Below are 22,378 nucleotides of genomic sequence, written 5' to 3'. Positions count from 1 at the left end.
CAAGTCAGTTTTATGAAGTCGGGCGAAGAACCGTCCGCCCGGCGACAAACAGCGTCAGCGCAGATCTGGATTGAGAGTGTAGGTGCCGGTCACCCTGGCACTGGCCAGCACATGGCCGGCCATCGCCTGGCGCACATCGTTGCCATCAAACTCACCTTCCAGACCAAGACTGTCCACATCCAGCGCGTGCACTTCAAAATGGTAGTGGTGGATGATCTCGTCGTTCCAGGGCGGGCAGGGGCCGTCATATCCGGCATAGGTGCCCGCCATGTCCGGGTTGCCGGCAAGGAACTGGGTGTAATTATTCACGCCCCGAACGCCAATCGGACCCGGCCCATGGTCCTTGCCCTTGGGCAACACGCCGTCACTGTCTTCGCCTTCCGGGATGCGGCCGATATTGGCGGGAATGTCTGTCAGCAGCCAGTGGAAGAAATCCACCCGGGGCAGGTCGGCGGGCACGGTTTTGCCTTCCTGATTCACATCATCGGCTACGCTGGGCACATCCGGGTCAAACATCATCACCACAAAACTCTTCGTACCCTCCGGTGCCCCAGACCAGACCAACTCGGGGTTTCGGTTGGGGCCAAAGCTCATGTGGTCCTGCTCGCTGAAAACCCCAAAGGCAAACTTCTCTGGAATGGGTTGTCCCTCTTCTACACCACGAACCTCTAGTTTCACGATCGTCTCTCCTGTCGAGCGGCTTTTGATTAATTCAGCCATCGCCGAATGATACGGGACCGGCCGGTGTTCCGGTTTTATCAACCACGTCAGGTCTTTGTCCAGATTAGCAAACCAGCGGCGGAAAACACGGCTTCTGCGCTCAGGTGTAACCCAAAGCACCCGCCAGGCAACACTTCTGTCCAATTGTCATCCCGGGCCGTCAACGTTAGTATAACGGTGTTAGCAGCCTACCTTTTGTGTTCACAGGTCAGACTGATCAGAGCAGACAGCCAAGCGTTTTCCCGCGAGAGCGCTTGGCTCTCATCTTCTGAAGGTCTGACTGTTATGGAAAACCTGCATCACATTGTTGTCGTCGGCGGTGGCGCCGGAGGCCTGGAACTGGTCACCAGCCTCGGCAACAAACTCGGCAAAAAAAACAAGGCTCGCATCTCCCTGGTCGACGCCGGCTTGACCCACGTCTGGAAACCTCTTCTGCACGAAGTGGCCTCCGGCTCACTGGACGCCAGTGCCAACGAAATTAATTACCGGGCCCACGCACGGAAACATCACTATGAATTTCAGCTGGGGCGCATGAACGGCCTTGATCGGGCGGCCAAGGAAATCATCATCGCGCCGTTCCTGGACGAAGAGGGCCACGAGGTGGTGCCCGAGCGTCGGATTCAATACGACACCCTGGTGATCGCCGTGGGCAGTACAGCCAACGATTTCGGCACACCCGGCGCCCAGGAACACTGCCTGTTTCTCGACAGCCTCAGGCAAGCGAGACGATTCCATAACCTGATGCTCAACGCGTTCCTGCGCAAGAACCACGAGGCCAATCAGGGCAAACCCCATACTCTGAACATCAGCATCATCGGCGCTGGCGCCACGGGTGTGGAGCTGGCTGCCGAGCTGCGACTGGCATCCAGGGAATTGCCGGTCTACGGCATGAACCACCTGCAGTCCTCGGATGTTTCCATCAGCGTGATCGAAGCGGCAGACCGGATTTTGCCGGCCCTGCCCGGGCGCCTGTCAGCGGCAGCCACCCGTGAACTGGAACGCCAGAAGGTGAAAGTACTGACCGGGCAGCCAGTCAGCGAAGTGCGTGAAAACAGTCTGGTCATGAAAGACGGCACCGAATTGCCATCTGAAATGACCATCTGGGCCGCGGGCATCAAGGCTCCCCCGTTTCTGGCAGAGCTCGGCGGCCTGGAAACCAATCGCAGCAATCAGCTGTTGGTGAAGCAAACCCTCGAAACCACACGGGATACCGACATCTTTGCCTTCGGTGATTGCGCAGCCTGCCCGCAGCCCGATTCCGACCATCCCGTGCCACCACGGGCCCAAGCCGCCCATCAGCAGGCCGATGCCCTGTTCAAGACCCTGTGTAACCGCCTGGAGGGCAAAGACCCAGTGGCCTTTGTCTACAATGACCATGGCTCACTGATCAATTTCAGCCGTTACACGACGGTCGGCAACCTGATGGGCAACCTGTCTGGTCGCAGCATGTACATCGAAGGGAAGGTGGCCAGGTTGTTCTATGTGTCCTTGTACCGGATGCACCAGGTTGCCCTGCACGGGTTCCTGCGCACGGGCATTATCTGGCTGATGGACAAGATCAGCCGAGCGATGCACCCTCGCCTGAAGTTGCATTGAGCGAAAACTGCTTAGCGTGTGAGGCTGGAGCGGGCGATGGGAATCGAACCCACGTCGTAGGCTTGGGAAGCCTCTGCTCTACCATTGAGCTACGCCCGCCTGCATAATGATTGCCACAGCAATATAGGCCCGGACCAGCGTCCGGGCAAGTCCCTTTGGTCAGGAGTCTAATGGATCCCACGTTTACTCTGATTGGCGCCTTGATGCTTGTGTTCAGCATCGTTCTCAGCCCGCTTTCAAGCAGGGTCGGCATGCCGGTGCTGCTGGTTTTTCTGGCTGTCGGCATGATGATGGGCGAGGACGGACCGGGCGGCATCCAGTTCAATAACTTTGAGCTGGCTTTTCTTATCGCCAATCTTTCACTGGCCGTTATCCTGCTGGATGGCGGCATGCGCACCCGGGTAGAGACCTTCAGGGTAGGTCTGCGGCCAGCCCTGGTACTTGCCACCCTTGGCGTTGCCCTGACCGCGGGTGGCGCGGCCATCGTGGCATGGTGGGTATTCGATTTGCATTGGATGATGGCTTTGTTGATCGGGGCCATTATTTCCTCAACCGATGCCGCCGCGGTCTTCTCTCTGCTGCAAGGCCGGGGCCTGCACCTGAACGAGCGGGTCAGTGCCACCCTTGAGATCGAGTCTGGCAGTAACGACCCGATGGCCATTTTCCTCACCCTGATGCTGGTGACCTTGATTGGCCAACATGAGCAGGGGTCCATACTCTCCGGCCTGACCATGCTGGTACAACAGTTCGGCATCGGCGCTGCAGCCGGCGTTCTGGGTGGCTTTCTGGTGGTGGAACTGGCCAATCGGATGCGTCTGACCCCCGCGCTGTACCCCCTGCTGGTGGGTGCGGCCGGCATTTCGGTGTTTTCTGCCACCAACGCTGTCGGTGGCAGCGGATTCCTCGCCATTTACCTGTGCGGTGTGGTCATTGGAAACCGTCATGTCCGGATGATGCCAATGATTCTTCAGGTGCACGACGGCATGGCCTGGCTGGCACAGCTCTGTCTGTTCCTGATGCTCGGCCTGCTGGTGAGCCCATCAGACCTGATCCCCCTGGCAGGCGCCGGTTTGGTGCTGGCTCTGGCGCTTATCTTTGTTATTCGGCCATTAACCGTGCTGATCACGCTCTGGCCATTCGGCTTCAACCGGCGGGAGCTGGGCTTTATCAGCTGGGTGGGCCTGCGAGGCGCGGTGCCCATTGTTTTGGCGCTGTTCCCGATCATTGCCGACCTGCCGGATGCGCAACTGGTTTTCCACGCGGCGTTCTTTATCGTTCTGGTGTCGCTGATTGTGCAGGGCACCACCATGGCACCTCTCGCCCGCAAGTTGCGGCTTGAAGTTCCCGCCGGCGAAGATCCCTACCGGCGGCTGCCACTGGATGCGCCCGCCGCTGGCGACCATGAGCTGATGCTGTTTCCGTTGCGGGGGCAAAACTGGGAGAAGCCCAGAGCGTTGGGCCAACTGCGCCTGCCCGAAAATACCGCGGTTGCCGGTGTATTCCGGCAACGCAAATGCCTGCAACCGACCAAGGATCTGCAGGTGTCTGCTGGTGATATGCTTGCCATGTTTGCAACACCCTCCCTGTTGCCCGAGCTCGGAAAAGCCCTGAGCGGACGGCAGGCACCCAAGCATCTGGCCGAACGTGCATTCTTCGGTGATTTCGTACTGAACGGTGATGCCCTGCTGGGCGATGTTGAACAGGTCTACGGCATCGAGTTTGACGAATTACCCCCGGAACTTTCGCTGGCCGAGTGTTTCGCCAAACGCACCAAGGGGCATCCTGTCGTTGGCGACACCGTCACATTGGGGCCAGTCACGCTCGTGGCCCGGGCCACCGAAGCCGACAGGGTAACCAAAGTTGGCCTGAAAATGGATGCGTGATGCCCGTCCGGTTTGTGCAGGAAAATCAAAAACCGTAACAAAACCCCTTATCAATCCTCGTGCTGGCTATGTTATAAACACACGTGAACAAAGTTTAACCATCCAGCGACCTGTGCCAGCATCATGATCTTCAGAGTTTTTCTATCACTGTTAGTTGTCTTATTGCCTGCCATGGCCAGTAGCTCGGAGTTGCTGGCCCGGGCTGATACACGCATGGCCATGCCTGGCAGCGAACCAACGCTGGAAGAGCACCTGAACATCACCAAGGTTCTGGTGCGCAAAAGTGAGCGCAGGCTTTATCTGTTGAGCGGTGAGCACAAGGTGCGCAGCTATCGGATTTCACTGGGAGGCAATCCGGTAGGACACAAGCTGTATGAGGGTGACAAGCGAACGCCAGAAGGGGATTACATTCTCGATTGGCGCAACGCGAACAGCGATTTCTACAAGTCCATCCATATATCCTACCCGAACGCCCGTGACCGGGAGCTGGCCGAAGCCTGGGGGCTTAATCCCGGCGGCAGCATCATGATCCACGGACTGCCCAACGAAGCGGGCGACCTTGCCTTCGCGTATACCGGCCTGGACTGGACCGAAGGCTGTATTGCGGTCACCAATGAAGAGATGGATGAGATCTGGGCACTGGTCGATAACGGCACCCCCATTCGGATTCTTCCCTGACCGCAGAACCCACCCCGTTCATGACGGGAGTATTAAGTTGTTGTCATAGCCTAAGAAAATTTACGTATCCTTAGTTAACATTTTGTCTCTGAGTGTTTTACACTGTTTGACGACTCCGGTAGTCAACGCCTATCGGGCTTAGCTGACAGGAAGTCGTCTTAATGACTTCTGGATCACAGGAAATAAAACGACCAATAAGGGGATTTACCATGCGTAAACTGACGATCGCCGGGTTTGCAATGGCCGCTGCTCTGACTGCAGGCTGTGCCACCACTGAGCAGGGCGCTATCGACGAGGCCAATGCGACTGCAAGCTCCGCCGAGCAAACTGCTAACAACGCTCTGAACACTGCTAACAGCGCTGCAAGCTCCGCTCGCACTGCTCAGCAGACTGCTGAAGAAGCCCTGGCTGCTGCCCGTGCTGCTCAGAAGTCCGCTGACGAAGCGAACGAGCGCGCCAAGCGCATGCTCGAGCGTGCCAGCCAGAAGTAAGGCTGCCGTTTAGCAAAAAAGGCCGGTTCAACCGGCCTTTTTTGTGCTCGCTCAAAATGTTTTGTCTTACCCCTCCGGGTTGCCGGAAGCCTTCTGTTGCTGGTTTTGCATAAAGGTTTTCATCATGTCCATCGGTAGCGGGAACACAATCGTGGAGGAGTTGTTGTTGCTCATGTCTGACAGGGTCTGCAGATAACGCAACTGCATGGCACCGGAATTCACAGACATCACCTCTGCGGCCTCAACCAGCTTTTTGGAAGCCTGCAATTCGCCCTCTGCGTGGATGACCTTCGCACGACGTTCCCGCTCAGCCTCAGCCTGCCGGGCAATCGCACGAATCATCGACTCATTCAGGTCAACGTGTTTGATTTCCACATTGGCCACCTTGATACCCCAATCCTCGGTCTGGGAATCAATGATTTCCTGAATATCCGAATTCAGCTTGTCTCGCTCAGACAGCATTTCATCGAGATCGTGTTTGCCGAGCACAGAGCGCAAGGTTGTTTGCGCCAACTGGCTGGTAGCAGCGCCATAGTCTTCGACCCGGATAATCGCCTTCTCGGGGTCAACCACGCGGAAGTACAGCACTGCATTTACCCTGACCGTCACGTTGTCTTTGGAAATAACATCCTGGCTTGGGACATCCAGGGTGATCACCCGCAGATCCACCCGGACAATTTGCTGAATTCCGGGGATGACGATGATCAGGCCGGGGCCTTTGACACCCTGAAAGCGGCCCAGGAAAAACACCACACCGCGCTCGTATTCCGGCAGGATCTTGATGGCGGAACCGAGAATCAGAAGCAGCACCACAGTCGGTGCAATATAGGGAATAATGTCACCCAGGTTCATACGGCCTCCTTGATTTGCCGTTGGTTAGTACGAATTGCTCGTTCAATGACCTTGATCAGAATCAGGCCTGGCTTCAACCAGAAGGGTCAGCCCCTCCATACCGTTTACCTGCACCTGCGTGCCCTTGGTGATCTGATGCGGACAACGGGCATTCCAACGCTCCCCACTGACTCGGACATGGCCCTTGTAGCCGTCATAAGAAGATTCAAAGTCGTCCAGTGCCACGCCTTTTTCCTCAGCCATGTGTTCGCTGCCACTGACCGGCGTACGGCGTCGCAAACCGATGAAGCGGGTAACCGTCCAGAGAATAAACCCGCCCGCCACAACAGCCGTGCCGCCAACGGTGGGCAATGAGATATCCGAGTGGCTGCCATCCATCAGAATCACCGATCCCGTGACAAAGGCGACTATGCCACCGACACCAAGAATGCCGAAACTAGGCATGAAGGCTTCCCCCACGATGAACGCCAGCCCCAACAGAATCAAGGCAAGGCCGGCGTAATTCACCGACAACACCTGAAATGCAAACAACGCGAGTATCAGACAGATAGCACCGATCACCCCGGGGAACACTGCACCGGGATTCGACAGTTCAAAGATAATGCCGTAGAAACCGATGATCATCAGGAAATAGGCGACGTTCGGATCGGTGATCACCGACAGTAACCGGGTTCGCCAATCCGGTTCTGAACGGACCAGTTCCAGGTCCGCCGTGACCAGCTCCCGCTCGCCGGTGGCCATCTGCACGGTGCGACCATCAATGGCCTCCAGCAATTCGCGGAGGTTAGGCGCCACGACATCGATAACATTCAGTTCCAGCGCCTCGGTTGCGCCGAGGTTGACGGCTTCGCGGACGGCCTCTTCCGCCCAGTCGGCATTCCGACCATGGCGCTCGGCCAAGCCACGGATATAACTGACGGCATCCTCCAGAACCTTACGCTCCATCGCCGTGTCGCCCCGGCGTTTCTGTGGTTCGGCGGCCGAGTCGTCGGCACTGGTCTCTGAAGCTTCGTCGTCCCCGGCGGGCTGCTCCGGTTCTTGCTCTGGCGAGCCTGGCAGGCCGCCCATCTGAACCGGCGTTGCCGAACCGAGGTTGGTGGCGGGCGCCATAGCCGCAATATGACTGCCGTAGAGGATGAAGGTACCGGCACTGGCGGCGCGGGCGCCCTGGGGTGACACGTAGGTTGCCACCGGCACCTCGGAGGCGAGGATGGTTTTGATGATTTCCCGCATGGAATCCATCAGGCCACCCGGCGTATCCATTTCCAGAATGACCAGGCCAGCATTCTCCTGCTCGGCCCGTCTGATGCCACGGGTGACATAATCCATTGTGGCCGGGCCGATAGCACCCTCGACCGTCAATACCAGTGCCGTTCTCGGCGTGTCCTGCTGGGCAATTGCCTGCCAGGAAGCCCCGATCAGTCCCAGCAGCCCTCCCAGGAAAAAAATCAGGGACCAGAGGGGCAAGCGGAGGTTCTGACGTTGCATCGGGTTTGGCGTCATGGCGATCTCCCAGGCAGAGTGATCAGAATATTCGGGCCAGTACGGACTCCGGCAGTCGCCTCAGTATGAAACCAATGGGCGTCCAGGGCCAACCTGGCACAAAACGTTCGGCCTTGCCGGACTCAATGGCACGGACCATGGCCCGGCATCCGGTCTTCGCGTCCACAATGAAAGGTGTGTTCTTGACCTTTTCGTTGATCTCAGTCCGGATATACCCCGGATAGAGCGTGGTCACGCGAATGGGAGACCGGCGCTTTTTCAGTTCGACACGCAAACCCTCGCAAAGTGCCGCCAATCCGGCCTTGGTCGCCGCATAGGTGGTGACGTTGCCCGGCATCCCCCGAACAGCCGTTACCGATGATACGGCAACCAGGTGACCATGGTTCTGTGCCCGGAAAATCTCCATGGCGGCTTCTATCTGGGCCAGGGCGGAAACAAAATTGGTTTCTGCGGTCTGCCGGTTGGCATCAAAGCGCCCGGTGCCCAGCGGCTGCCCCTTGCCAATCCCGGCATTGACGATGATCCTGTCGAGCTGACCAAACTCCTCCCGGAAAGCCTGAAAAACCTCAGCCACTTGTGCGTGATCATTCACATCCAGGGCCCGCACACTAATCTTCACTCCCGGATAGGTGCCCTCCAGCTCGGCCCGGAGCTGGTCCAGCCGCTCGGTACGACGGGCACACAGGGCAAGGTGATCACCCCGGGCAGCAAACTCCCGGGCCATGCCTTCACCCAGTCCGGAACTGGCTCCGGTAATCAGTATAGTACGACTCATGAGTACTCCTGCCGTTTGGTTATTATTGGTTGTCGCGGAGCGGGTACTTCAGCAAAGCCTGGCGCCAGGGTCAAAAGTACAGCTTTTGCTCCGGCTCTGCAGGCTCTTCCGGGTTGCTTTCCGTCTGTCCCTTATCAGAGGCCACCCGGGTCAGCCGCTCACCGACCATGGTGGGAATGCCATCGGCCTGATCCACCACCAGCTCGATGGACCGGCGCTGAACTTCCACGTCCGGGTGTTGCTGGCGGAAGGCTTCCAGTTTTTCCAGTGTTACACGCCATAGCTGTTCGCGATCCTCGGGCGAGTAATCTTCGTGGGGCCGGTGCACTTCAAGCCACACCTCGCCGCCAGACAAGCCAAGCTTGACAGGTTCTCGGATAATCTGGACCGACGTGCCCTTCTGAACCTGATAGACAAACCGGGAAATGTCTTCGTTGTACATACGGAAACAGCCGGCACTGACCGGCAAGCCGATACCGAAGCGCCTGTTGGTTCCGTGGATCAGATAGCCTTTCTCGCTCAGCATCAGGGCATGGGTACCCAGTGGGTTATCCGGGCCGGGTGGGATCATGCGCGGCAGGTACTCACCCCGGGCTTCATAGGATGCCCGGATACTGGCCGGCGGATACCACGCAGGCGATTCCAGTGGCATGGTTACCTCGGCGTTGGTCAGCGGTGACGGATTCTCTTCACGCCCAATGCCCACGGGATACACCTGAACGCCATCGTCAGTGAAATAATAGAGCCGATACTCGGCCAGATTAATCACGATGCCTTCCCGGCGCGCATCAGGCAGCACGTACATGCGCGGCAGGGTAATGGTCGTACCGTCTCCCGGTAACCAGGGGTCAACACCAGGATTGGCCTTGACCAGCTCCAGATATCCCAAAGCCTCATCATGGCCAATGGCAGCAAAGGTATCCTCATAGCGGGTCGTGAAAACCTGCAGTTCCCCCGCCAGATCGCCGTTAAGCGCGAACGTTGGTACCCGGGGCGAACGATCGTTTTCCACCGTTGCGGTGTCTGACGGCTTTTGATTCTGCGCAGCATTGACGACTGACGCCAGGGACATCAGGCACACCAGGACGGCGGCACATTTTTTCAACCACATATCAATCAGTTCCCATAAACATTCATTCCGGGCCTCTGCTCTGAAAGACACAGTTCCGTGTCAGGAGTTCACCAGAGTGGTCCAGACCGTTACCACCGCCAACACCACAAACAATACGCTGGCACTGATCCTGGCGGTAGCCAGAGGCAGTCGCTCCATCAGCCAGCGCCCGGCCAGGATCACCGGAATATTGGCCAGTAGCATACCCACCGTCGTGCCGATGATAACCCATAACGTTTCCGTATACCTTGCCGCCAGGACCACCGTAGCCACCTGGGTTTTATCACCTATCTCCGCCAGGAAGAACATTACCGTAGTGGCCCAGAAGGCGCCCATGCCGAGAAACCGAGATTCGGCACTGTCGTCTTTATCCGGTATCAGCAACCAAAGGGCGATAGCGACAAAACTCACTGCGAGAATCCAGGGCAACCATTGGGACGGAATCCAGCTGGCCACCCAGGCCCCCAGCCACGCTGAGAGCGCGTGATTGAGCACGGTCGCAACCAGAATACCAAGAATGATAGGGGTACGCTTTGCGTATCGGGCAACCAGGAAAAGAGACAGGAGCTGGGTTTTGTCGCCAATTTCGGCAATGGCCACGGCAAGGGTTGAAGCGAGAAACGCATCCATTCGAAGAGACCTCAGGGCGGAAATCGTCAGACATGAGACAGCTCACCTTCCGCCCAGTGGAGGTGATCTGCCTCAGGTCTTGCCAATTCCGCGATCAATTACGGAACACGGTAGCCATGGAGAATGAGCTCCAAGTATGTTGACTACCGTCCGCTCCTGTTACCCAGAAGCGAAGGCTACTCCCCCGAAGTTGGCCACATGCTAATGAATCCCGCCGGAAATGGCAACTGGCCACCTTACACCCGCATTTTCCAGACCGGCACGGCAGCCAACGCCACAAACACCGCTACCAGCCACCAGGCTGCCTCGAAGGCAGCAGCAGTAGGCACACTGCCCTGGTGTTCACCGAACTCGATGGTCAACGCCACCACGTTCACTCCCAGGGCACCCCCCAATTGACGGGCGAAATTGATGGTGCTGGACCCGGCGCCCAGCTGTTCCTTGGGCAGTGGATTCAGCGCACCGGTGGACAGGGCCGGCAGCATAAAGCCAATCCCAATCCGGCCCAACACTGCCCAGAGTACCAGCCAGCCAAACCCAGCGTACTGGCCGGTGAGGGCAAACAGGACAGCGGACAGGGCGAATACCCCAATTCCAAACAGCACCAGGCTGCGGGCGCTGCGCTTGTCTGCCAGCCGGCCCGACAGCGGAAAAACAATGCCCAGCACCACCCCGGCGGGCAGCATCAGCAGACCCGCCTCCGTCGCAGAGAAGCCCAGCGTGGTCTGCACAAACAGAGGAATCAGATAGGTTGAGCCAAACAGTGCCAGCCCCAGCGCCATGGCTCCCAGCGTGGCGAACAGAAACACCGGTTGGCGCAACAACACTAGATTGACCAGGGGATGCTTCGCCGTGCGCTCACGAAACACAAAGACCAACAGCAGGCCAAGGGCCAGTCCCCACTGCACCACGATTCGCGGTTCCTGGCCGGGCCAGGCCTGCATTCGGGTCAGGGTGTCCAGGGTCAGTGCGATCGTTGCCCCGAGCAGCAACAAACCGGGTAGGTCAAAGGGATAAGGCTCAGGACGGGCGCGGGGCAGCGGCAGAAACCGCCAGGCCATCCAGACCCCAAGGAGGGTGACCGGTGCCGGTGCAAACATCACGTAACGCCAATTGAACTGGTCCACCAGAAAACCACCCAGCACAGGCCCCAACGCCGGTGCCAAAATCACCCCCATGCCATAAATGCCCATGGCCTGACCACGCCTGTCTGCCGGAAAAATCCGGAACACCAGGTACATGCCCATGGGTTGCATCAACCCGGCCATGGCGCCCTGGCCTATTCTGGCGGCAATCAACTGTTCAGGAGATTCGGCAAAGCCGCCGAGAAGGGAGATGACGGTGAACACCGCCATGGCAACACCCAGGGTCAGGCGCACGCCAAAACGGTCGAGCAGCCAGGCGGACGCCAGCATGGTAGTGGTCATGGCGGCGATGAATCCGGTGGCCAGCCAGTGCACCTGGCCCTGGCGAATGCCGAACTCCATCATGATGTCATGGAGCGCAACATTCACCACCGTGGCACTGAGCACCGTGGCCATGGTGCCAAGCACAACCGTAGCAACGGCCAGCCAGCGCCAGCGTTCGCCGTAACGGGCGGTCAGGCCCTCGACAGAATTATCGCTCAAGCGTTACTTCTGCTTTTCGGCGTTATCCATAATTTTGTGGAACACCTTGAGCGCGCATTCGATTTCCTTATCAGTCACGCCCTCCAGCATCTCTTCACGCAACACAGCGGCCCGCTCGGACAGCTCATCCATGAACGCAGCACCGGCCTTGGTCAGATGCAACCGGCGGGCGCGCCGATCATTCGGGCAAGGGCGCCGCTCAATCAACTCCTGCTGTTCCAGACTATCAAGCAACCGGACCAGGGTAGGATTTTCAATGGCCATCAGACTGGCCAGTTCGCGCTGGGTCAGGCCTTCACCGCCCTGCTGCAGATACACCATGGTACTCCAGCGAGCCTGCGTGACCCCCAGGTCTTTCAACCGCTCATCCAGCATCTTGCGCCAGCGGCGGGTAACCCGGGCAACGGCAAACGGGAATTGATCTCTCATGGTTAAATACTCCTGATGGTGATCCGGCATGGGACAAGCAAACGCCACCCCGAAAACCGAGAAAACACTTACCTTATTGGAAATTCACCAATAGTAAGCTAACCATTGAAATAAAAACAGATATGATGGTGAAAATATAATTGGGGAAAACCGAAAGGTGCGTCAGCCAGCCTGACGCAACTCCTCCTGCATTTCTTCCACTTCCGGTGATTCGTGGAACTCGGTATTACGCGGGTCCAGCTCTGAGAGCACCGGAGACGCCTCCGGCATGGCAGGCACGAAATGCTCCTGCTCCTCCACTGGCACATCGTCAGTGTGGCTGATCCGATAACTGGTGATCACCGCCAGCAGCAACAGGAAGCCGGCGTTGCCATAGAACAGCCCGGAGGGCCCCATGATGTTGATTAACTCCGCCATGGTGATCGGCCCGATTACGCTGCCAATACCGTAGCTCAGCAACAGCGTGGCACTGGCGGCGACAATCCGGTTGCTGTCCATGCGGTCGTTAGTGATGGCCACCGCGATTGGGTACAGAGTGGCCGACAGACCGGTAAAAAGCCCTACCAGAAGGGTGAGCAACGTCAGGCTTGCCGCCCCGAAAACGCCAACCCCAACGGCCGAAGCAGAAGCAATCAGCGCCACCCAGAACATCACCCGGCGCCGGTCAAATCGATCACACACCCGGCCCAATGGCCAGGCCAACAACATGGCAGCAATGATGGCGCTGGCCATGAAGGTCGAAGTTCTGGCCACGTCCAGCCCGACTAACGTGGCGTATACCGGCCCCAGTGCATAGAAGCCGCCAATCATGACGCCGCTGATCAGCGCGCCAGCGACACCGGAAAATGATTCCCGCCCGAGTTTGAAGATCGACATCCGGTGCACCTGCTCAATCGACGGCGCTTCCATTCGAGTGAGAGCCAGAGGAATCAGGGCGAGAGTCAGCAGGATGGCCGCCAGCGAAAACGGCAGGAAACTGCCCGGGTCACCCACGTTGACAATCAACTGGCCGCCGGCGGCCGACAAGTAGAAAACAATCTGGTAAACGGCAAACAGCGCACCCCGGTTGGCGTTAGTGGCACGGCTGGAGAACCAGCTTTCAATCACCACCAACACACCGGCGATGGTGAAGCCAGACAGTACCCGAAGGACCGCCCAGAAAATCATCGACACCGCCATCGGATACATCAGCGACACCACGGCAGCCATGGCAGCAAATGCCGCAAAGGCGCGGATATGGCCTACCCTGCCAATAATCTTGTGGACATACAGGGTGCCAAGGACAAAACCGATGGAATAGCACACCAGCACCCAGCCAATGACATTGGGTGAGACTTCTTCGATACTCAGTCGAATACCCAGCAGCGTCATCAGAAATGCATTGCCACTGACCAGCAAAACAATGCTGAGGATCAGCGCCGAAAGGGATGTGACCATTCGGGTCATGAGGAGCTCCGGGTAAAGAGTTACATCTGGGTGACAGTAAAGAAAAGATAGCAACGTTATCGGTTGTCTGCTGGCGGGTATTTAACCAGCCATCATCAGGCGACTCCACTAAGCAGTTGCCGAGACCCTGAACCCAACAGTGGCGCGGTATTTGACAATGTTTTACATTAATGGGCCGTAACAGAACCCGATAGCCGTAGCGGGTAACATAAACGTCAAGCTACTTATCGGACCATGAGCGCCTGGTTATGAAGAAAACGGACTGGCCCATTCGTTGGGATTTACTGCTTCGCTATCGACTGATTGAGATCATTGCGTTGTGGGAAGGACGCCTGACCACCAACCATATCTGCCACAGTTTTGGCATCGGTCGCCAGCAGGCATCGAAGGATATCAACACCTACCTGCGGGAACTGGCTCCCGGCAATCTGGTTTACGACCGGCACCTGAAAGGCTATGTGCCGGCAGCCGGTTTCAAACCGGTGGTAACCCGAGGCCAGGTTAGCGAGTATCAAGACCTGCTTGCGCGGCAACAGAGCCTGAGCGACACGTTTTCTGACCTGGACCTTGGACTGCCGGGCAATGCCGTCATCCCGGAACCGTCCCGGCGCATCGCCCCGGAAACCATGCGGGCTGTGGTTAACGCTACCCGTTATCACCGCCAACTCAAGGCCAGTTACGTGTCCCTGAGCCGACCGGAAGCCGCCGACAGCCTGCTGGAGCCGCATTCACTGGTATGCACGGGTAACAGCTGGCACGTGCGGGCCTGGTGCAATGCCAACCGGGAATTCCGGGATTTCGCCCTGAGCCGTTTTCAGGGCCAGCCGGAAGCACTACGGCAGAAATCCAGGCACGCCGCGCAGCAGGATGAAGACTGGCAACGCCTGGTCACCCTGGAGATCGCACCTGATCAGCGCCTGACCGAAGCCCAGCAACAGATCATTGCCAACGACTACGGTATGGAAAAGGGCTACCTCAGCATCGAAACCCGCGCAGCGTTGGCACCCTATGTCCTGTCCCGGCTCGGAATTACCTTTGATAACAGCCACCCGGACCCACTGGTGCAGCAGCTGGAATTGGCCAACCCGGACCAGCTTGGCTTTGGCAGCAAACGCGAACGGGCACTCAAAGCGGTGGCCGGTCTCTGCTAGACTGGCCCGGTGACGACACTTTCCAGACTTCTGCTCAACGCCGCCCTCGGCCTGGCTACCACGCTCTGCGTGCCGACGCAGGCAGTGGCCGAGGCATGTGGCGCGCCGGCCACTGCCATCCACACCATTCAGGGGAGCGGCTCCGCTTCGCCCATGGTCGGGCAAACCGTCACCGTCGAAGGCATCCTCACCCGGGACAGTCGCCATAAAGGTGGTTTTGGTGGTTTCTACCTGCAACAGGCTGACGCTGAAACGGACCAGAACCCGGCCACCTCCGAAGCCCTGTTCATCTACACACGCCAGGCAGCGGGCAAGCCCGGCCAGCGCCTGCGACTGACAGGGACCGTCAAGGAATATCATGGTCTGACGGAGCTGGTGGATGTCGGCAAACTTACCGTCTGCGGCGAGGGCGAGCTGCCCAAACCCATCGAAGTCTCACTGCCCTGGTCACAACCACCGGAAAGCCTTGAGAACATGCGGGTTCGCTTTGCCGCCCCGCTGACCGTTATTGATCATTACAACCTTGCCCTTTACGGAGAGCTTGCTCTGGCCGCCGAGGATCAAGTCATCCCGACGGAATACCTGGCACCGGGGCCAGCAGCCGTCAGGCAGGCCCGCAACAACCATCAACACCGCGTGTTTCTGGACGATGGGCTGGCCGTGCGCAATCCCGATCCCGTGCCCTGGCCACCGGGCGGGCTTGATGGGCAGAACACGGTACGCGCCGGCGATACCGTCTCGCAGCTGCAGGGCGTTCTTGATTTCCGCTTTGGCCAGTGGCGTGTCCAGCCAGACAGGCAACCGGTCTTCAAAGCCAGCAACGAGCGCCCGCAACCACCCGGCAAGCCCGATGACGTCCACCTGCGGATCGTCACCCTGAACCTGGAGAACTACTTCAACGGTAACGGCCAGGGTGCCGGCTTTCCCACTGCCCGGGGGGCAGAGAGCCTGGCCGCCTTCCAGGACCAGAGCCAGCGGCTGGTGGCAGCTCTCACCTTACCAGACCCGGACATACTGGCAGTCACCGAACTTGAAAACGATGGTTATGGCCCAGACAGTGCCGTTGCCGAACTGGCCGCGCAGCTTGGCGCCGAGTGGCGATTTGTGGCGACACCCGGCGATGACGGCTCCGACGCCATTCGCAGCGCCCTGTTATACCGGACAGACCGGGTAACCCCTGTCGGCGGCGCCGACCGACAGCCGTCAGAGCCCATGGGCAGGCCTCCCCTGGCCCAGATGTTCCAGGCCCGGCACAGCGACCAGGCTGTTCGCATCGTAGTGACGCACCTGAAATCCAAATCCTGCCGAAATGCCAGCAGCAAAGATTCAGATCAGAAAGACGGCCAGGGTTGTTTTAATCATCGCCGTACCCGGGCCACCGACGCCATGCTCCGCTGGCTTGATTCACTTCCCGTCCCGGACGTGCTCGCTGGCACCCTGATCACCGGCGACCTCAACAGCTACGCTCAGGAAGACCCGGTGCAGGTGCTTTTTCAACAGGGCTTTACCAGCCTGGTGCACCACTTCCATCCCTGCCAACCGGACCACTGCCCACACCACAGTTACCGATACCGGGGAGGAAAAGGCAGCCTCGACTATGCCCTGGCTTCAGCCAGCCTGATGCCCCATGTTACCCACGCCCAAACGTGGAACATCAATGCCGATGAACCCCGGGCCCTGGGCTACGACCAACCACCTCGGATACCGGTCAGCGGCCCCTGGCGCTCTTCGGATCACAACCCGGTGATTACGGATATCCGGCTGCCATAGCCTTGAACCCGGTTGCCGCACCGACGCCAGATCGGGGCGGGCAGGCAATAGCACCCCACAACAGGGGCGGTAAACTGGAATTCGGATTTACCATCAAGAGGTTGTCGTATCCATGAAAGTCCCGACCCCGAACCTATGGCCGGTCGCCCGCACCGGACAACGCTGGCTGCTGCGCGCGCGACGCCAGGAGGCCATTGTTGACGGCCACCGCATGGTGTTCCTGGAGCGCGGCAAACCGGCACCCGGGCGGCCAACCCTGGTGCTGATTCATGGCTTTGCCGCCATGAAAGAAAACTGGGCCTTCTGGATGCAGAAGCTCCCCACGGACTGGCACCTGCTGGTTCCCGATGTTCCGGGGCTGGGCGAGAGCCAGTACCATGCCGACGCCTGCTACCGCTATGAAAGCCAGGCCCGACGGCTGAGTGAGTGGCTATCCGGCTACGCGACAGACAACCTGCACATTGCCGGCAGCTCCATGGGGGGCGCCATTGCGTCGATTCTGGCCCATAAGCTGGAACAGCCTCCCCGGTCACTGACACTGCTTAACAGCGCCGGTATCCCGGAACATGCGGATGTGGATATTGACGCGCCCTTTGAGTCTGATCGCGATGCCATCCTGATTCCCCAGGACTGGGCCGGGGTCTACCGGATGTTCAACAGTGTGGGCACCGGCAAACCAACGTTACCCGGGCTGGCCATGGCCGGATTACTGGGCCCGGACCTTCTGAACCGCCGACAAGCGCTGAGACACATATTCAACGACATGCTCGCTGACGCCCTGGCTCCGGCCCGGTATCTCGGCCCGGGCACACCACCGCTGCAGGTGCAGTGGGGCGAGAAAGACGTGATCACCCCGACCCGTTGCGTAAACTGGTTCAGAACCGCCACACCAGACGCCGATGTGCATGTATTCCGGGGCGTCGGCCACCTGCCCATGCTGGAAAATCCTGGCCGTTCCGCCCAGGTTCTGGAAACCTTCATCCGGCGCCATAACCATTGAAATGACTGACCGGAGAGGTGCCGAATTGGCCTCTCTGGCCCATTGACCCGTCAATCAAGTCATGGGGCTGGCCCGGGCAAACGGTCATAATCAGCAATACTGAACACCCTTACATAACAAGAACAGTCGCTGACGAGGAAACCCATGCGCGTCTCAGTTTCTACTGTACAGGATCTGGGCATGCCGGCCATCTACCTGCATACCCTGGCCGAATTGCTGCACACCATTGGAGTGGACGAAAGGGATCTCATTCTTCGGGTCGGTCTTGACCCCACCCGCCTGAACTCAACGGAAGTAAGAGTCAGCCAGGCCCAGGCCAGCGAGTTTGTTACCCGCGCCATCATCGAGAGTGGCGAACCGGGCCTTGGCATCATGCTCGCCCGGGAGCTCAAGCTCCCCCTGCATGGCGCCCTGGGGACGGCGGTCATGAGCAGCAGAACCCTGGAAGAGGCACTGGAGCTGATGACCCGCTACCTGACGCTGCGAGCGCCCCACCTGAAAGTTCAGAAACGGGTATCCGGGCAGAACGCCTGGTATAACGTGACCTGCGACATCGAGCTGGGGCCACTGCAGGGTTTTGTGCTGGATGCGGTTCTGTTTGGCTGCGTCACCATGGGCGCCCAACTGACCGGCACCCTGGTGCCCGGCACACGGGTGCTTCGGCGCGGGCCAGAGCCCAACCACTTCCACCGCTTTCGCAATCGTATCGGGGTGCCGGTGGAGTATGGCGCGACCGAGAACGCGCTTATCGTGCCCGTCAGCCAGCTTTGCCTGCCAGTGCGATTCAGCGACGACCAGCTTGCTGCCAGTTCACGGGCGCAGTGTGAGGAAGCCCTGAAGCAGTTAAAGGAGGATGCCGGCTTTGCCTGCCGGGTTCGACGGGTCATCGAGACCAGTCATCCGTTTCCTCCAAAACTGGCGCGGGTAGCCGCTACTCTGTTTGTGTCCGAGCGCACCCTGAAACGCCGCCTTCAGGAAGAAGAGGCCAGCTTCCAGCAACTGGTGGATCAGGTTCGCCTTGAGCGGGCCAAGGAACTTCTGGAAAACACGGGCATGAACCTGAGCCAGATTGCCGATGCCCTTGGCTATGCCGATGCGGCCAACTTTACCCGGGCCTTCAAGCGTTGGACCGGCCTGAGCCCCAGCCATTTCCGCACCCGGGAAACGGCCCTGCGCCGAACGGCCTGAAGCATGACCGGAGAGTGCCTGCGGGGCTCACCCGGGCATTCGGTCAGTCAATGCCCAGGATCTTGTGCATTTGCAGGGTCAGGCGCCATTGCGGATGCGCCAGGCAATACTCGGTCGCTTTGCGGGTGTTGCTGCGTTTGACCGGGTCATCATTCTGATCCGGCACAGACGGCGAGGCCATCGGTGACAGGAAATAGTGCCTGGCCCAAATACCCAGAAACCGTTCCGGCTGGGCCAAGGGCTGGGGATACACCAGTTTCAGCTCATCACATTCGGTAATCACCACCTCGGCGTCGGCCTTTGGGCTGACACACAACCAGTCAATTCCCTCCGGTGCCGGCAGGGTACCGTTGGTTTCCACCCCTACCTCGAAACCCGAAGCGTGGAAGGCATCAATCAATGGTTTGTCCAGCTGCAACAGGGGTTCCCCACCGGTGCAAACCACGTAGGGTCGGCCCGGGGCGTCGGGCCAAAGCTTACGAATATGTTCGGCCAGCTCCACGGCAGTCTCGAAACGACCGCCATTCTGGCCGTCAGTACCGACAAAATCGGTATCGCAGAAGTTGCAGACAGCCCCCGCCCGATCCTTCTCCCGTCCGGTCCACAGATTGCATTTGCTAAACCGGCAGAATACCGCTGCCCGGCCCGCCTGGGCGCCTTCCCCCTGCAGGGTGTAAAACGCTTCCTTTACCCGGTACATCAGGCGCGACTCTCGTAAGCCAGAGGATCTTTCAGGCCATGAGCCGCAAACGCCTCCAGGCGTTCAACGCAGGAGCCGCAGCGACCACAGGCCAGTTCCCGGCCGTTGTAGCAGGTCCAGGTCTGGCTGTAGTCCAGGCCCAGCTTCAGCCCCTCACCCAGGATCTCACCCTTGTCCAGCGCCATAAAAGGTGCCTCAACCGCCACCGGCTGGTAATTGGCCACCCGGCACACCGCATCCATTTTTTCGATAAATTCCGGCCGGCAGTCCGGGTAAATAGCATGATCGCCGCCATGGGCACCAAACCAGACCGCCTGTGCACCGGCCGTGACGGCATAGCCGGTGGCCAGCGACAGCAGGATCATGTTGCGGTTGGGTACCACCGTAGACTTCATGCTGTCTTCCTGATAGTGCCCCTCCGGCACGGCAATGTCTGAGGTCAGTGAGGACCCCGCCATCACCTCACTCATGGCGCGGATATCAATCACCTTGTGGGGAATCGCCTCCGCCTGACACACCGCAGCTGCCGCCTCCAACTCCCGTACATGGCGCTGACCGTAATTAAACGACAGTGCATGCACTTTATAGCCACGGGCCCGGGCAAGATGGAGCAGGGTAAAGGAGTCCATGCCCCCGGAATAGATAACGACAACGGTGTCAGTCATGGGGTATTCACCAGGAAAAGAAGGGGATTTGTCATTGGGCTTTTACAAACCATGGCTATATTGTAACAGCGCCAGAGCCGCTTGGGTTCGCGTCATGGGAAGATCAGGGGTAAACTCGATGGAAAACGACAAACAGCCAGCAACGATTCAATGAACTCAGACAGCAGCCCGGCATTCATCGACTTTGAAGCATCCAGTCTCGATCTGATCGCAAGTTATCCGATCGAAGTTGGCGTGTGCATGCCCAATGGCAGCCTGCACAGCTGGCTGATTCGACCACACGTGCTTTGGCAGGACTGGTCTGAGAGCGCGGAAACCATACACGGCATTTCCCGTGCACGGCTGGAGCAGGAAGGCACACCGGTAGGGGAAGTGGCCCGGGCGCTGAACAGGCTGTTGCCGGAGCAGATCTTCTGCGACGCCTGGACCTTTGACAGCTTCTGGCTGCACCGGCTGTTCCGGGCCGCCGGCGAAACCCCGGAGTTCCAGCTGGAATCGGTGTCCATGCTGCTGAACCCGGCCCAGGTGCGGCAGTGGTCGGGCACCCGCCAACAAGTCATTGCCGACCTGGGACTACCGGTTCACCGGGCCGCCAACGACGCGCTGATCCTGCACAAAACCTGGGAGCGGGTTATTTGCCAGGGCGAAGCCGCAGTGCAATAACTTCCAGGCCGTCACGGACGGTGTGAAGCGTCCAGTAGGTGGCCAGGGCCATCAGGGCCGCGCCCACCACGGTGAACGACAGATTTTCTCCAACTGCCTGCCCCTGAGCCATCATCAGATAAACGGCCACAGCGACAATCAACGCAAGCTCAACCATGAAATCGGAACGGAATTTGTTACGGGCAGATCCGGGTTCGTCGGGCATTTTCTTCGGTTTCAACCTCTGGGTTTCGGATAATTCAATGCATTAAGTTAGTGTACGAATTATCGCAAAAACGACCCCAAGAGGCTGTACGGACTAGTGGCTACGAACTAACCGAAACCACCCTGGCCTGCCAATATCCGGGCAAAAAAAACGCAGCCAATTCGGCTGCGTAGAAAGGAGAGATCCATTCGATACCTGATACGGAGGTACCGCGGATTGCACAACGTAAAAACACGTGACGCTGGGAATTATCCCGATCGACCTTCGCCACGTCTGTACGGGTTTGCCGAATCACCGGGGCTATTGCAAACCGGCCAATTGCCTATACACTGGTAAGTGAACCGAATCCAAAGAGCTGATATGACCAGGATGATTACCAAGACCACCGCTTACTCCGCCACCGGTTGCCGTCACGGGCAGTCTGTGCGCGCCATGGTGAAAGACATCTAACGGCTTTCGGTCAGTCCCGGGAGCCATTGCGGCGACCGGGGCAGCTTCTCTGCCAAACCCCGGTTGCCTCAGGCCCCGGGGTTTTTTGTTTTTGCAGCCGCAAAACGACAAGGAGAACATCATGAGAAGACATCCGACAACCCGCGCAGCCAATCAGCCGATCAGCAATCGTCAGGCTCCGATCAAGCGCCCGGAAAAGTTGCCGCTGCTGGATGCAATTTGTAAGAAACTCAATCAGCGCGTCAATCTGGATGACGAACAGCGGGTGCTGGGCCTGTATGAACGAGGCTGGATTTTCAAAGGGGTTCTGAGCAATCTGGATGGATCCGAAGCGCGTTACGTGCGTGCCCTGGCCACCCGTTATAACTCCTGGATTGCCCGCCAGGTCGCCTGATTGCATTGACGATGCGCTGAACCGGTCAGTGGCGCCGGTTCAGCCCTTGCATCATCGCCATATCGCCGCCATGCACGATGGCGTAGTTATTCACCACATCGTGAATTTTTTCCTGGGAGTAGGGCTTGACCACATAGCCATTGGCACCGGCACTGATTGCCCGCTGAATGCTCTCAATGGAGTCATCGGCGGTGACCAGCACGATATGCTGATCCTCCCGAATCTGCTTGAACCTCGTCATTAGCTCATGGCCATCCCCATCTGGCAAACCCAGGTCCAGCAGGACAATATGGTACTCGCTGGCATCGAAAGCCGCCCGGGCCGAGGCCGCATCGGGGCATTCAGCCACTTGTGTGGCGCCCGCCTTGTAGAGCATTTCCGCGAGCCGTTCCCGCATCACGGGCTCATCTTCCACTACCAGTATTCTCAGATCCGTCATCCCTTGTCTCC

At 58.7% G+C, this 22,378-nt stretch carries 23 protein-coding genes, 1 tRNA gene and 1 riboswitch; of the genes, 10 read left to right on the top strand and 14 right to left on the bottom strand.

All coding sequences use genetic code 11. The annotated features are described in order from the left end of the window. Positions 1 to 54: 54 nt before the first annotated feature. Positions 55 to 678: a YbhB/YbcL family Raf kinase inhibitor-like protein gene (locus RVM24_RS17205; RefSeq protein WP_106694193.1), complete on the bottom strand. Its 624-nt coding sequence runs from the start codon at positions 676 to 678 to the stop codon at positions 55 to 57. Positions 679 to 1,005: 327 nt separating this feature from the next. Here RVM24_RS17205 and RVM24_RS17200 point away from each other — a divergent pair, with 327 nt between their 5' ends. Continuing rightward, complete coding sequence (locus RVM24_RS17200; RefSeq protein ID WP_106694192.1) at positions 1,006 to 2,316, top strand: NAD(P)/FAD-dependent oxidoreductase; 1,311 nt, start codon at positions 1,006 to 1,008, stop codon at positions 2,314 to 2,316. 25 nt (positions 2,317 to 2,341) lie between these two features. Here RVM24_RS17200 and RVM24_RS17195 read toward each other — a convergent pair. Further along, positions 2,342 to 2,415, bottom strand: a tRNA-Gly gene (locus tag RVM24_RS17195). A 71-nt stretch (positions 2,416 to 2,486) separates the two neighbouring features. Here RVM24_RS17195 and RVM24_RS17190 point away from each other — a divergent pair. From RVM24_RS17190 to RVM24_RS17180, 3 genes are all read left to right on the top strand, one after another. Beyond that, positions 2,487 to 4,199 carry a potassium/proton antiporter gene (locus RVM24_RS17190; RefSeq protein ID WP_431474438.1) on the top strand — a complete coding sequence of 571 codons (1,713 nt, stop codon included), beginning with the start codon at positions 2,487 to 2,489 and terminating at the stop codon, positions 4,197 to 4,199. Between the two features lie 123 nt (positions 4,200 to 4,322). Further along, positions 4,323 to 4,877, top strand: a complete 555-nt coding sequence (locus RVM24_RS17185) for a L,D-transpeptidase family protein (RefSeq protein WP_374787088.1) — start codon at positions 4,323 to 4,325, stop codon at positions 4,875 to 4,877. Positions 4,878 to 5,086: 209 nt separating this feature from the next. Continuing rightward, positions 5,087 to 5,368 (top strand): Lpp/OprI family alanine-zipper lipoprotein, encoded by a 282-nt coding sequence (locus RVM24_RS17180; protein ID WP_061331332.1) that lies wholly within the window; start codon positions 5,087 to 5,089, stop codon positions 5,366 to 5,368. Positions 5,369 to 5,434: 66 nt separating this feature from the next. Here the strand turns inward: RVM24_RS17180 and RVM24_RS17175 are convergent, their stop codons facing one another. The 8 genes from RVM24_RS17175 to RVM24_RS17140 all read right to left on the bottom strand — a co-directional run bounded on the left by RVM24_RS17175 (position 5,435) and on the right by RVM24_RS17140 (position 13,742). Next, entirely contained in the window at positions 5,435 to 6,220 is a 786-nt protein-coding gene (locus RVM24_RS17175) for a slipin family protein (protein ID WP_106694188.1), read from the bottom strand. A gap of 42 nt (positions 6,221 to 6,262) precedes the next feature. After that, positions 6,263 to 7,723, bottom strand: a complete 1,461-nt coding sequence (locus RVM24_RS17170; protein ID WP_061331334.1) for an NfeD family protein — start codon at positions 7,721 to 7,723, stop codon at positions 6,263 to 6,265. A 22-nt stretch (positions 7,724 to 7,745) separates the two neighbouring features. Beyond that, on the bottom strand, positions 7,746 to 8,498 hold the full coding sequence (locus RVM24_RS17165; protein WP_286922532.1) for an SDR family oxidoreductase: 753 nt from the start codon (positions 8,496 to 8,498) through the stop codon (positions 7,746 to 7,748). Positions 8,499 to 8,568: 70 nt separating this feature from the next. After that, positions 8,569 to 9,570, bottom strand: a complete 1,002-nt coding sequence (locus tag RVM24_RS17160; protein WP_431475414.1) for a L,D-transpeptidase family protein — start codon at positions 9,568 to 9,570, stop codon at positions 8,569 to 8,571. 99 nt (positions 9,571 to 9,669) lie between these two features. Continuing rightward, entirely contained in the window at positions 9,670 to 10,239 is a 570-nt protein-coding gene (locus RVM24_RS17155; RefSeq protein ID WP_072675785.1) for a TMEM165/GDT1 family protein, read from the bottom strand. Positions 10,240 to 10,323: 84 nt separating this feature from the next. After that, positions 10,324 to 10,429, bottom strand: a riboswitch (yybP-ykoY riboswitch). Positions 10,430 to 10,475: 46 nt separating this feature from the next. Further along, a complete protein-coding gene (locus tag RVM24_RS17150) occupies positions 10,476 to 11,867 on the bottom strand; it encodes an MDR family MFS transporter (RefSeq protein ID WP_431474437.1) in 1,392 nt (463 codons plus the stop codon). Positions 11,868 to 11,870: 3 nt separating this feature from the next. Then, positions 11,871 to 12,296: a MarR family transcriptional regulator gene (locus RVM24_RS17145; protein WP_072675787.1), complete on the bottom strand. Its 426-nt coding sequence runs from the start codon at positions 12,294 to 12,296 to the stop codon at positions 11,871 to 11,873. 162 nt (positions 12,297 to 12,458) lie between these two features. Next, positions 12,459 to 13,742, bottom strand: coding sequence for an MFS transporter (locus RVM24_RS17140; RefSeq protein ID WP_431474436.1), 1,284 nt, complete (start codon positions 13,740 to 13,742; stop codon positions 12,459 to 12,461). Positions 13,743 to 13,990: 248 nt separating this feature from the next. On the opposite strand from RVM24_RS17140, the gene RVM24_RS17135 reads away from it, so the two are divergent. From RVM24_RS17135 to RVM24_RS17120, 4 genes are all read left to right on the top strand, one after another. Further along, entirely contained in the window at positions 13,991 to 14,893 is a 903-nt protein-coding gene (locus RVM24_RS17135) for a WYL domain-containing protein (RefSeq protein WP_431474435.1), read from the top strand. Between the two features lie 9 nt (positions 14,894 to 14,902). Continuing rightward, complete coding sequence (locus tag RVM24_RS17130; protein ID WP_431474434.1) at positions 14,903 to 16,663, top strand: ExeM/NucH family extracellular endonuclease; 1,761 nt, start codon at positions 14,903 to 14,905, stop codon at positions 16,661 to 16,663. Positions 16,664 to 16,775: 112 nt separating this feature from the next. Further along, complete coding sequence (locus RVM24_RS17125) at positions 16,776 to 17,663, top strand: alpha/beta fold hydrolase (protein WP_058092888.1); 888 nt, start codon at positions 16,776 to 16,778, stop codon at positions 17,661 to 17,663. Positions 17,664 to 17,807: 144 nt separating this feature from the next. After that, the gene (locus RVM24_RS17120) at positions 17,808 to 18,851 is read left to right on the top strand and encodes an AraC family transcriptional regulator (protein ID WP_058092889.1); all 1,044 of its coding nucleotides are present in this window, start codon (positions 17,808 to 17,810) and stop codon (positions 18,849 to 18,851) included. A gap of 43 nt (positions 18,852 to 18,894) precedes the next feature. On the opposite strand, the gene queE is transcribed toward RVM24_RS17120, so the two are convergent. Together queE and queC are read right to left on the bottom strand one after the other, a co-directional pair. Then, positions 18,895 to 19,551 (bottom strand): 7-carboxy-7-deazaguanine synthase, encoded by a 657-nt coding sequence (gene queE / locus RVM24_RS17115; RefSeq protein WP_058092890.1) that lies wholly within the window; start codon positions 19,549 to 19,551, stop codon positions 18,895 to 18,897. After that, the gene (gene queC, locus RVM24_RS17110; RefSeq protein WP_058092891.1) at positions 19,551 to 20,216 is read right to left on the bottom strand and encodes a 7-cyano-7-deazaguanine synthase QueC; all 666 of its coding nucleotides are present in this window, start codon (positions 20,214 to 20,216) and stop codon (positions 19,551 to 19,553) included. The genes queE and queC overlap by 1 nt, the downstream gene beginning before the upstream one ends. A 150-nt stretch (positions 20,217 to 20,366) precedes the next feature. Between queC and RVM24_RS17105 the strand changes: the two genes are divergently transcribed. Beyond that, positions 20,367 to 20,879 (top strand): 3'-5' exonuclease, encoded by a 513-nt coding sequence (locus RVM24_RS17105; RefSeq protein ID WP_058092892.1) that lies wholly within the window; start codon positions 20,367 to 20,369, stop codon positions 20,877 to 20,879. Here the strand turns inward: RVM24_RS17105 and RVM24_RS17100 are convergent. Further along, positions 20,848 to 21,084 (bottom strand): hypothetical protein, encoded by a 237-nt coding sequence (locus RVM24_RS17100; RefSeq protein WP_058092893.1) that lies wholly within the window; start codon positions 21,082 to 21,084, stop codon positions 20,848 to 20,850. The two genes, RVM24_RS17105 and RVM24_RS17100, sit on opposite strands and share 32 nt — an antisense overlap. 571 nt (positions 21,085 to 21,655) lie before the next feature. On the opposite strand from RVM24_RS17100, the gene RVM24_RS17095 reads away from it, so the two are divergent. Then, entirely contained in the window at positions 21,656 to 21,928 is a 273-nt protein-coding gene (locus tag RVM24_RS17095) for a hypothetical protein (RefSeq protein WP_058092894.1), read from the top strand. 25 nt (positions 21,929 to 21,953) lie between these two features. Here the strand turns inward: RVM24_RS17095 and RVM24_RS17090 are convergent, their stop codons facing one another. Next, entirely contained in the window at positions 21,954 to 22,367 is a 414-nt protein-coding gene (locus RVM24_RS17090) for a response regulator (protein ID WP_058092895.1), read from the bottom strand. Positions 22,368 to 22,378: the final 11 nt, after the last annotated feature.

It is taken from the genome of Marinobacter sp. KM021 (genome assembly GCF_050707965.1).
Lineage (GTDB): Bacteria > Pseudomonadota > Gammaproteobacteria > Pseudomonadales > Oleiphilaceae > Marinobacter > Marinobacter shengliensis.
The sequence above is the reverse complement of the archived record's forward strand: the minus strand, read 5'-3'. Positions and strand labels throughout refer to the sequence as shown.

Excerpts from the sequence above, each read along its gene's own strand:
- RVM24_RS17165 (WP_286922532.1), bottom strand. The coding sequence starts at position 8,498 with ATGAGTCGTACTATACTGATTACCGGAGCCAGTTCCGGACTGGGTGAA.
- queE (WP_058092890.1), bottom strand. The coding sequence starts at position 19,551 with ATGTACCGGGTAAAGGAAGCGTTTTACACCCTGCAGGGGGAAGGCGCC.
- RVM24_RS17180 (WP_061331332.1), top strand. The coding sequence starts at position 5,087 with ATGCGTAAACTGACGATCGCCGGGTTTGCAATGGCCGCTGCTCTGACT.
- RVM24_RS17125 (WP_058092888.1), top strand. The coding sequence starts at position 16,776 with ATGAAAGTCCCGACCCCGAACCTATGGCCGGTCGCCCGCACCGGACAA.
- queC (WP_058092891.1), bottom strand. The coding sequence starts at position 20,216 with ATGACTGACACCGTTGTCGTTATCTATTCCGGGGGCATGGACTCCTTT.
- RVM24_RS17090 (WP_058092895.1), bottom strand. The coding sequence starts at position 22,367 with ATGACGGATCTGAGAATACTGGTAGTGGAAGATGAGCCCGTGATGCGG.
- RVM24_RS17140 (WP_431474436.1), bottom strand. The coding sequence starts at position 13,742 with ATGACCCGAATGGTCACATCCCTTTCGGCGCTGATCCTCAGCATTGTT.
- RVM24_RS17105 (WP_058092892.1), top strand. The coding sequence starts at position 20,367 with ATGAACTCAGACAGCAGCCCGGCATTCATCGACTTTGAAGCATCCAGT.
- RVM24_RS17120 (WP_058092889.1), top strand. The coding sequence starts at position 17,808 with ATGCGCGTCTCAGTTTCTACTGTACAGGATCTGGGCATGCCGGCCATC.
- RVM24_RS17175 (WP_106694188.1), bottom strand. The coding sequence starts at position 6,220 with ATGAACCTGGGTGACATTATTCCCTATATTGCACCGACTGTGGTGCTG.
- RVM24_RS17170 (WP_061331334.1), bottom strand. The coding sequence starts at position 7,723 with ATGACGCCAAACCCGATGCAACGTCAGAACCTCCGCTTGCCCCTCTGG.
- RVM24_RS17155 (WP_072675785.1), bottom strand. The coding sequence starts at position 10,239 with ATGGATGCGTTTCTCGCTTCAACCCTTGCCGTGGCCATTGCCGAAATT.
- RVM24_RS17200 (WP_106694192.1), top strand. The coding sequence starts at position 1,006 with ATGGAAAACCTGCATCACATTGTTGTCGTCGGCGGTGGCGCCGGAGGC.
- RVM24_RS17160 (WP_431475414.1), bottom strand. The coding sequence starts at position 9,570 with ATGTCCCTGGCGTCAGTCGTCAATGCTGCGCAGAATCAAAAGCCGTCA.
- RVM24_RS17095 (WP_058092894.1), top strand. The coding sequence starts at position 21,656 with ATGAGAAGACATCCGACAACCCGCGCAGCCAATCAGCCGATCAGCAAT.
- RVM24_RS17100 (WP_058092893.1), bottom strand. The coding sequence starts at position 21,084 with ATGCCCGACGAACCCGGATCTGCCCGTAACAAATTCCGTTCCGATTTC.
- RVM24_RS17145 (WP_072675787.1), bottom strand. The coding sequence starts at position 12,296 with ATGAGAGATCAATTCCCGTTTGCCGTTGCCCGGGTTACCCGCCGCTGG.
- RVM24_RS17185 (WP_374787088.1), top strand. The coding sequence starts at position 4,323 with ATGATCTTCAGAGTTTTTCTATCACTGTTAGTTGTCTTATTGCCTGCC.
- RVM24_RS17135 (WP_431474435.1), top strand. The coding sequence starts at position 13,991 with ATGAAGAAAACGGACTGGCCCATTCGTTGGGATTTACTGCTTCGCTAT.
- RVM24_RS17190 (WP_431474438.1), top strand. The coding sequence starts at position 2,487 with ATGGATCCCACGTTTACTCTGATTGGCGCCTTGATGCTTGTGTTCAGC.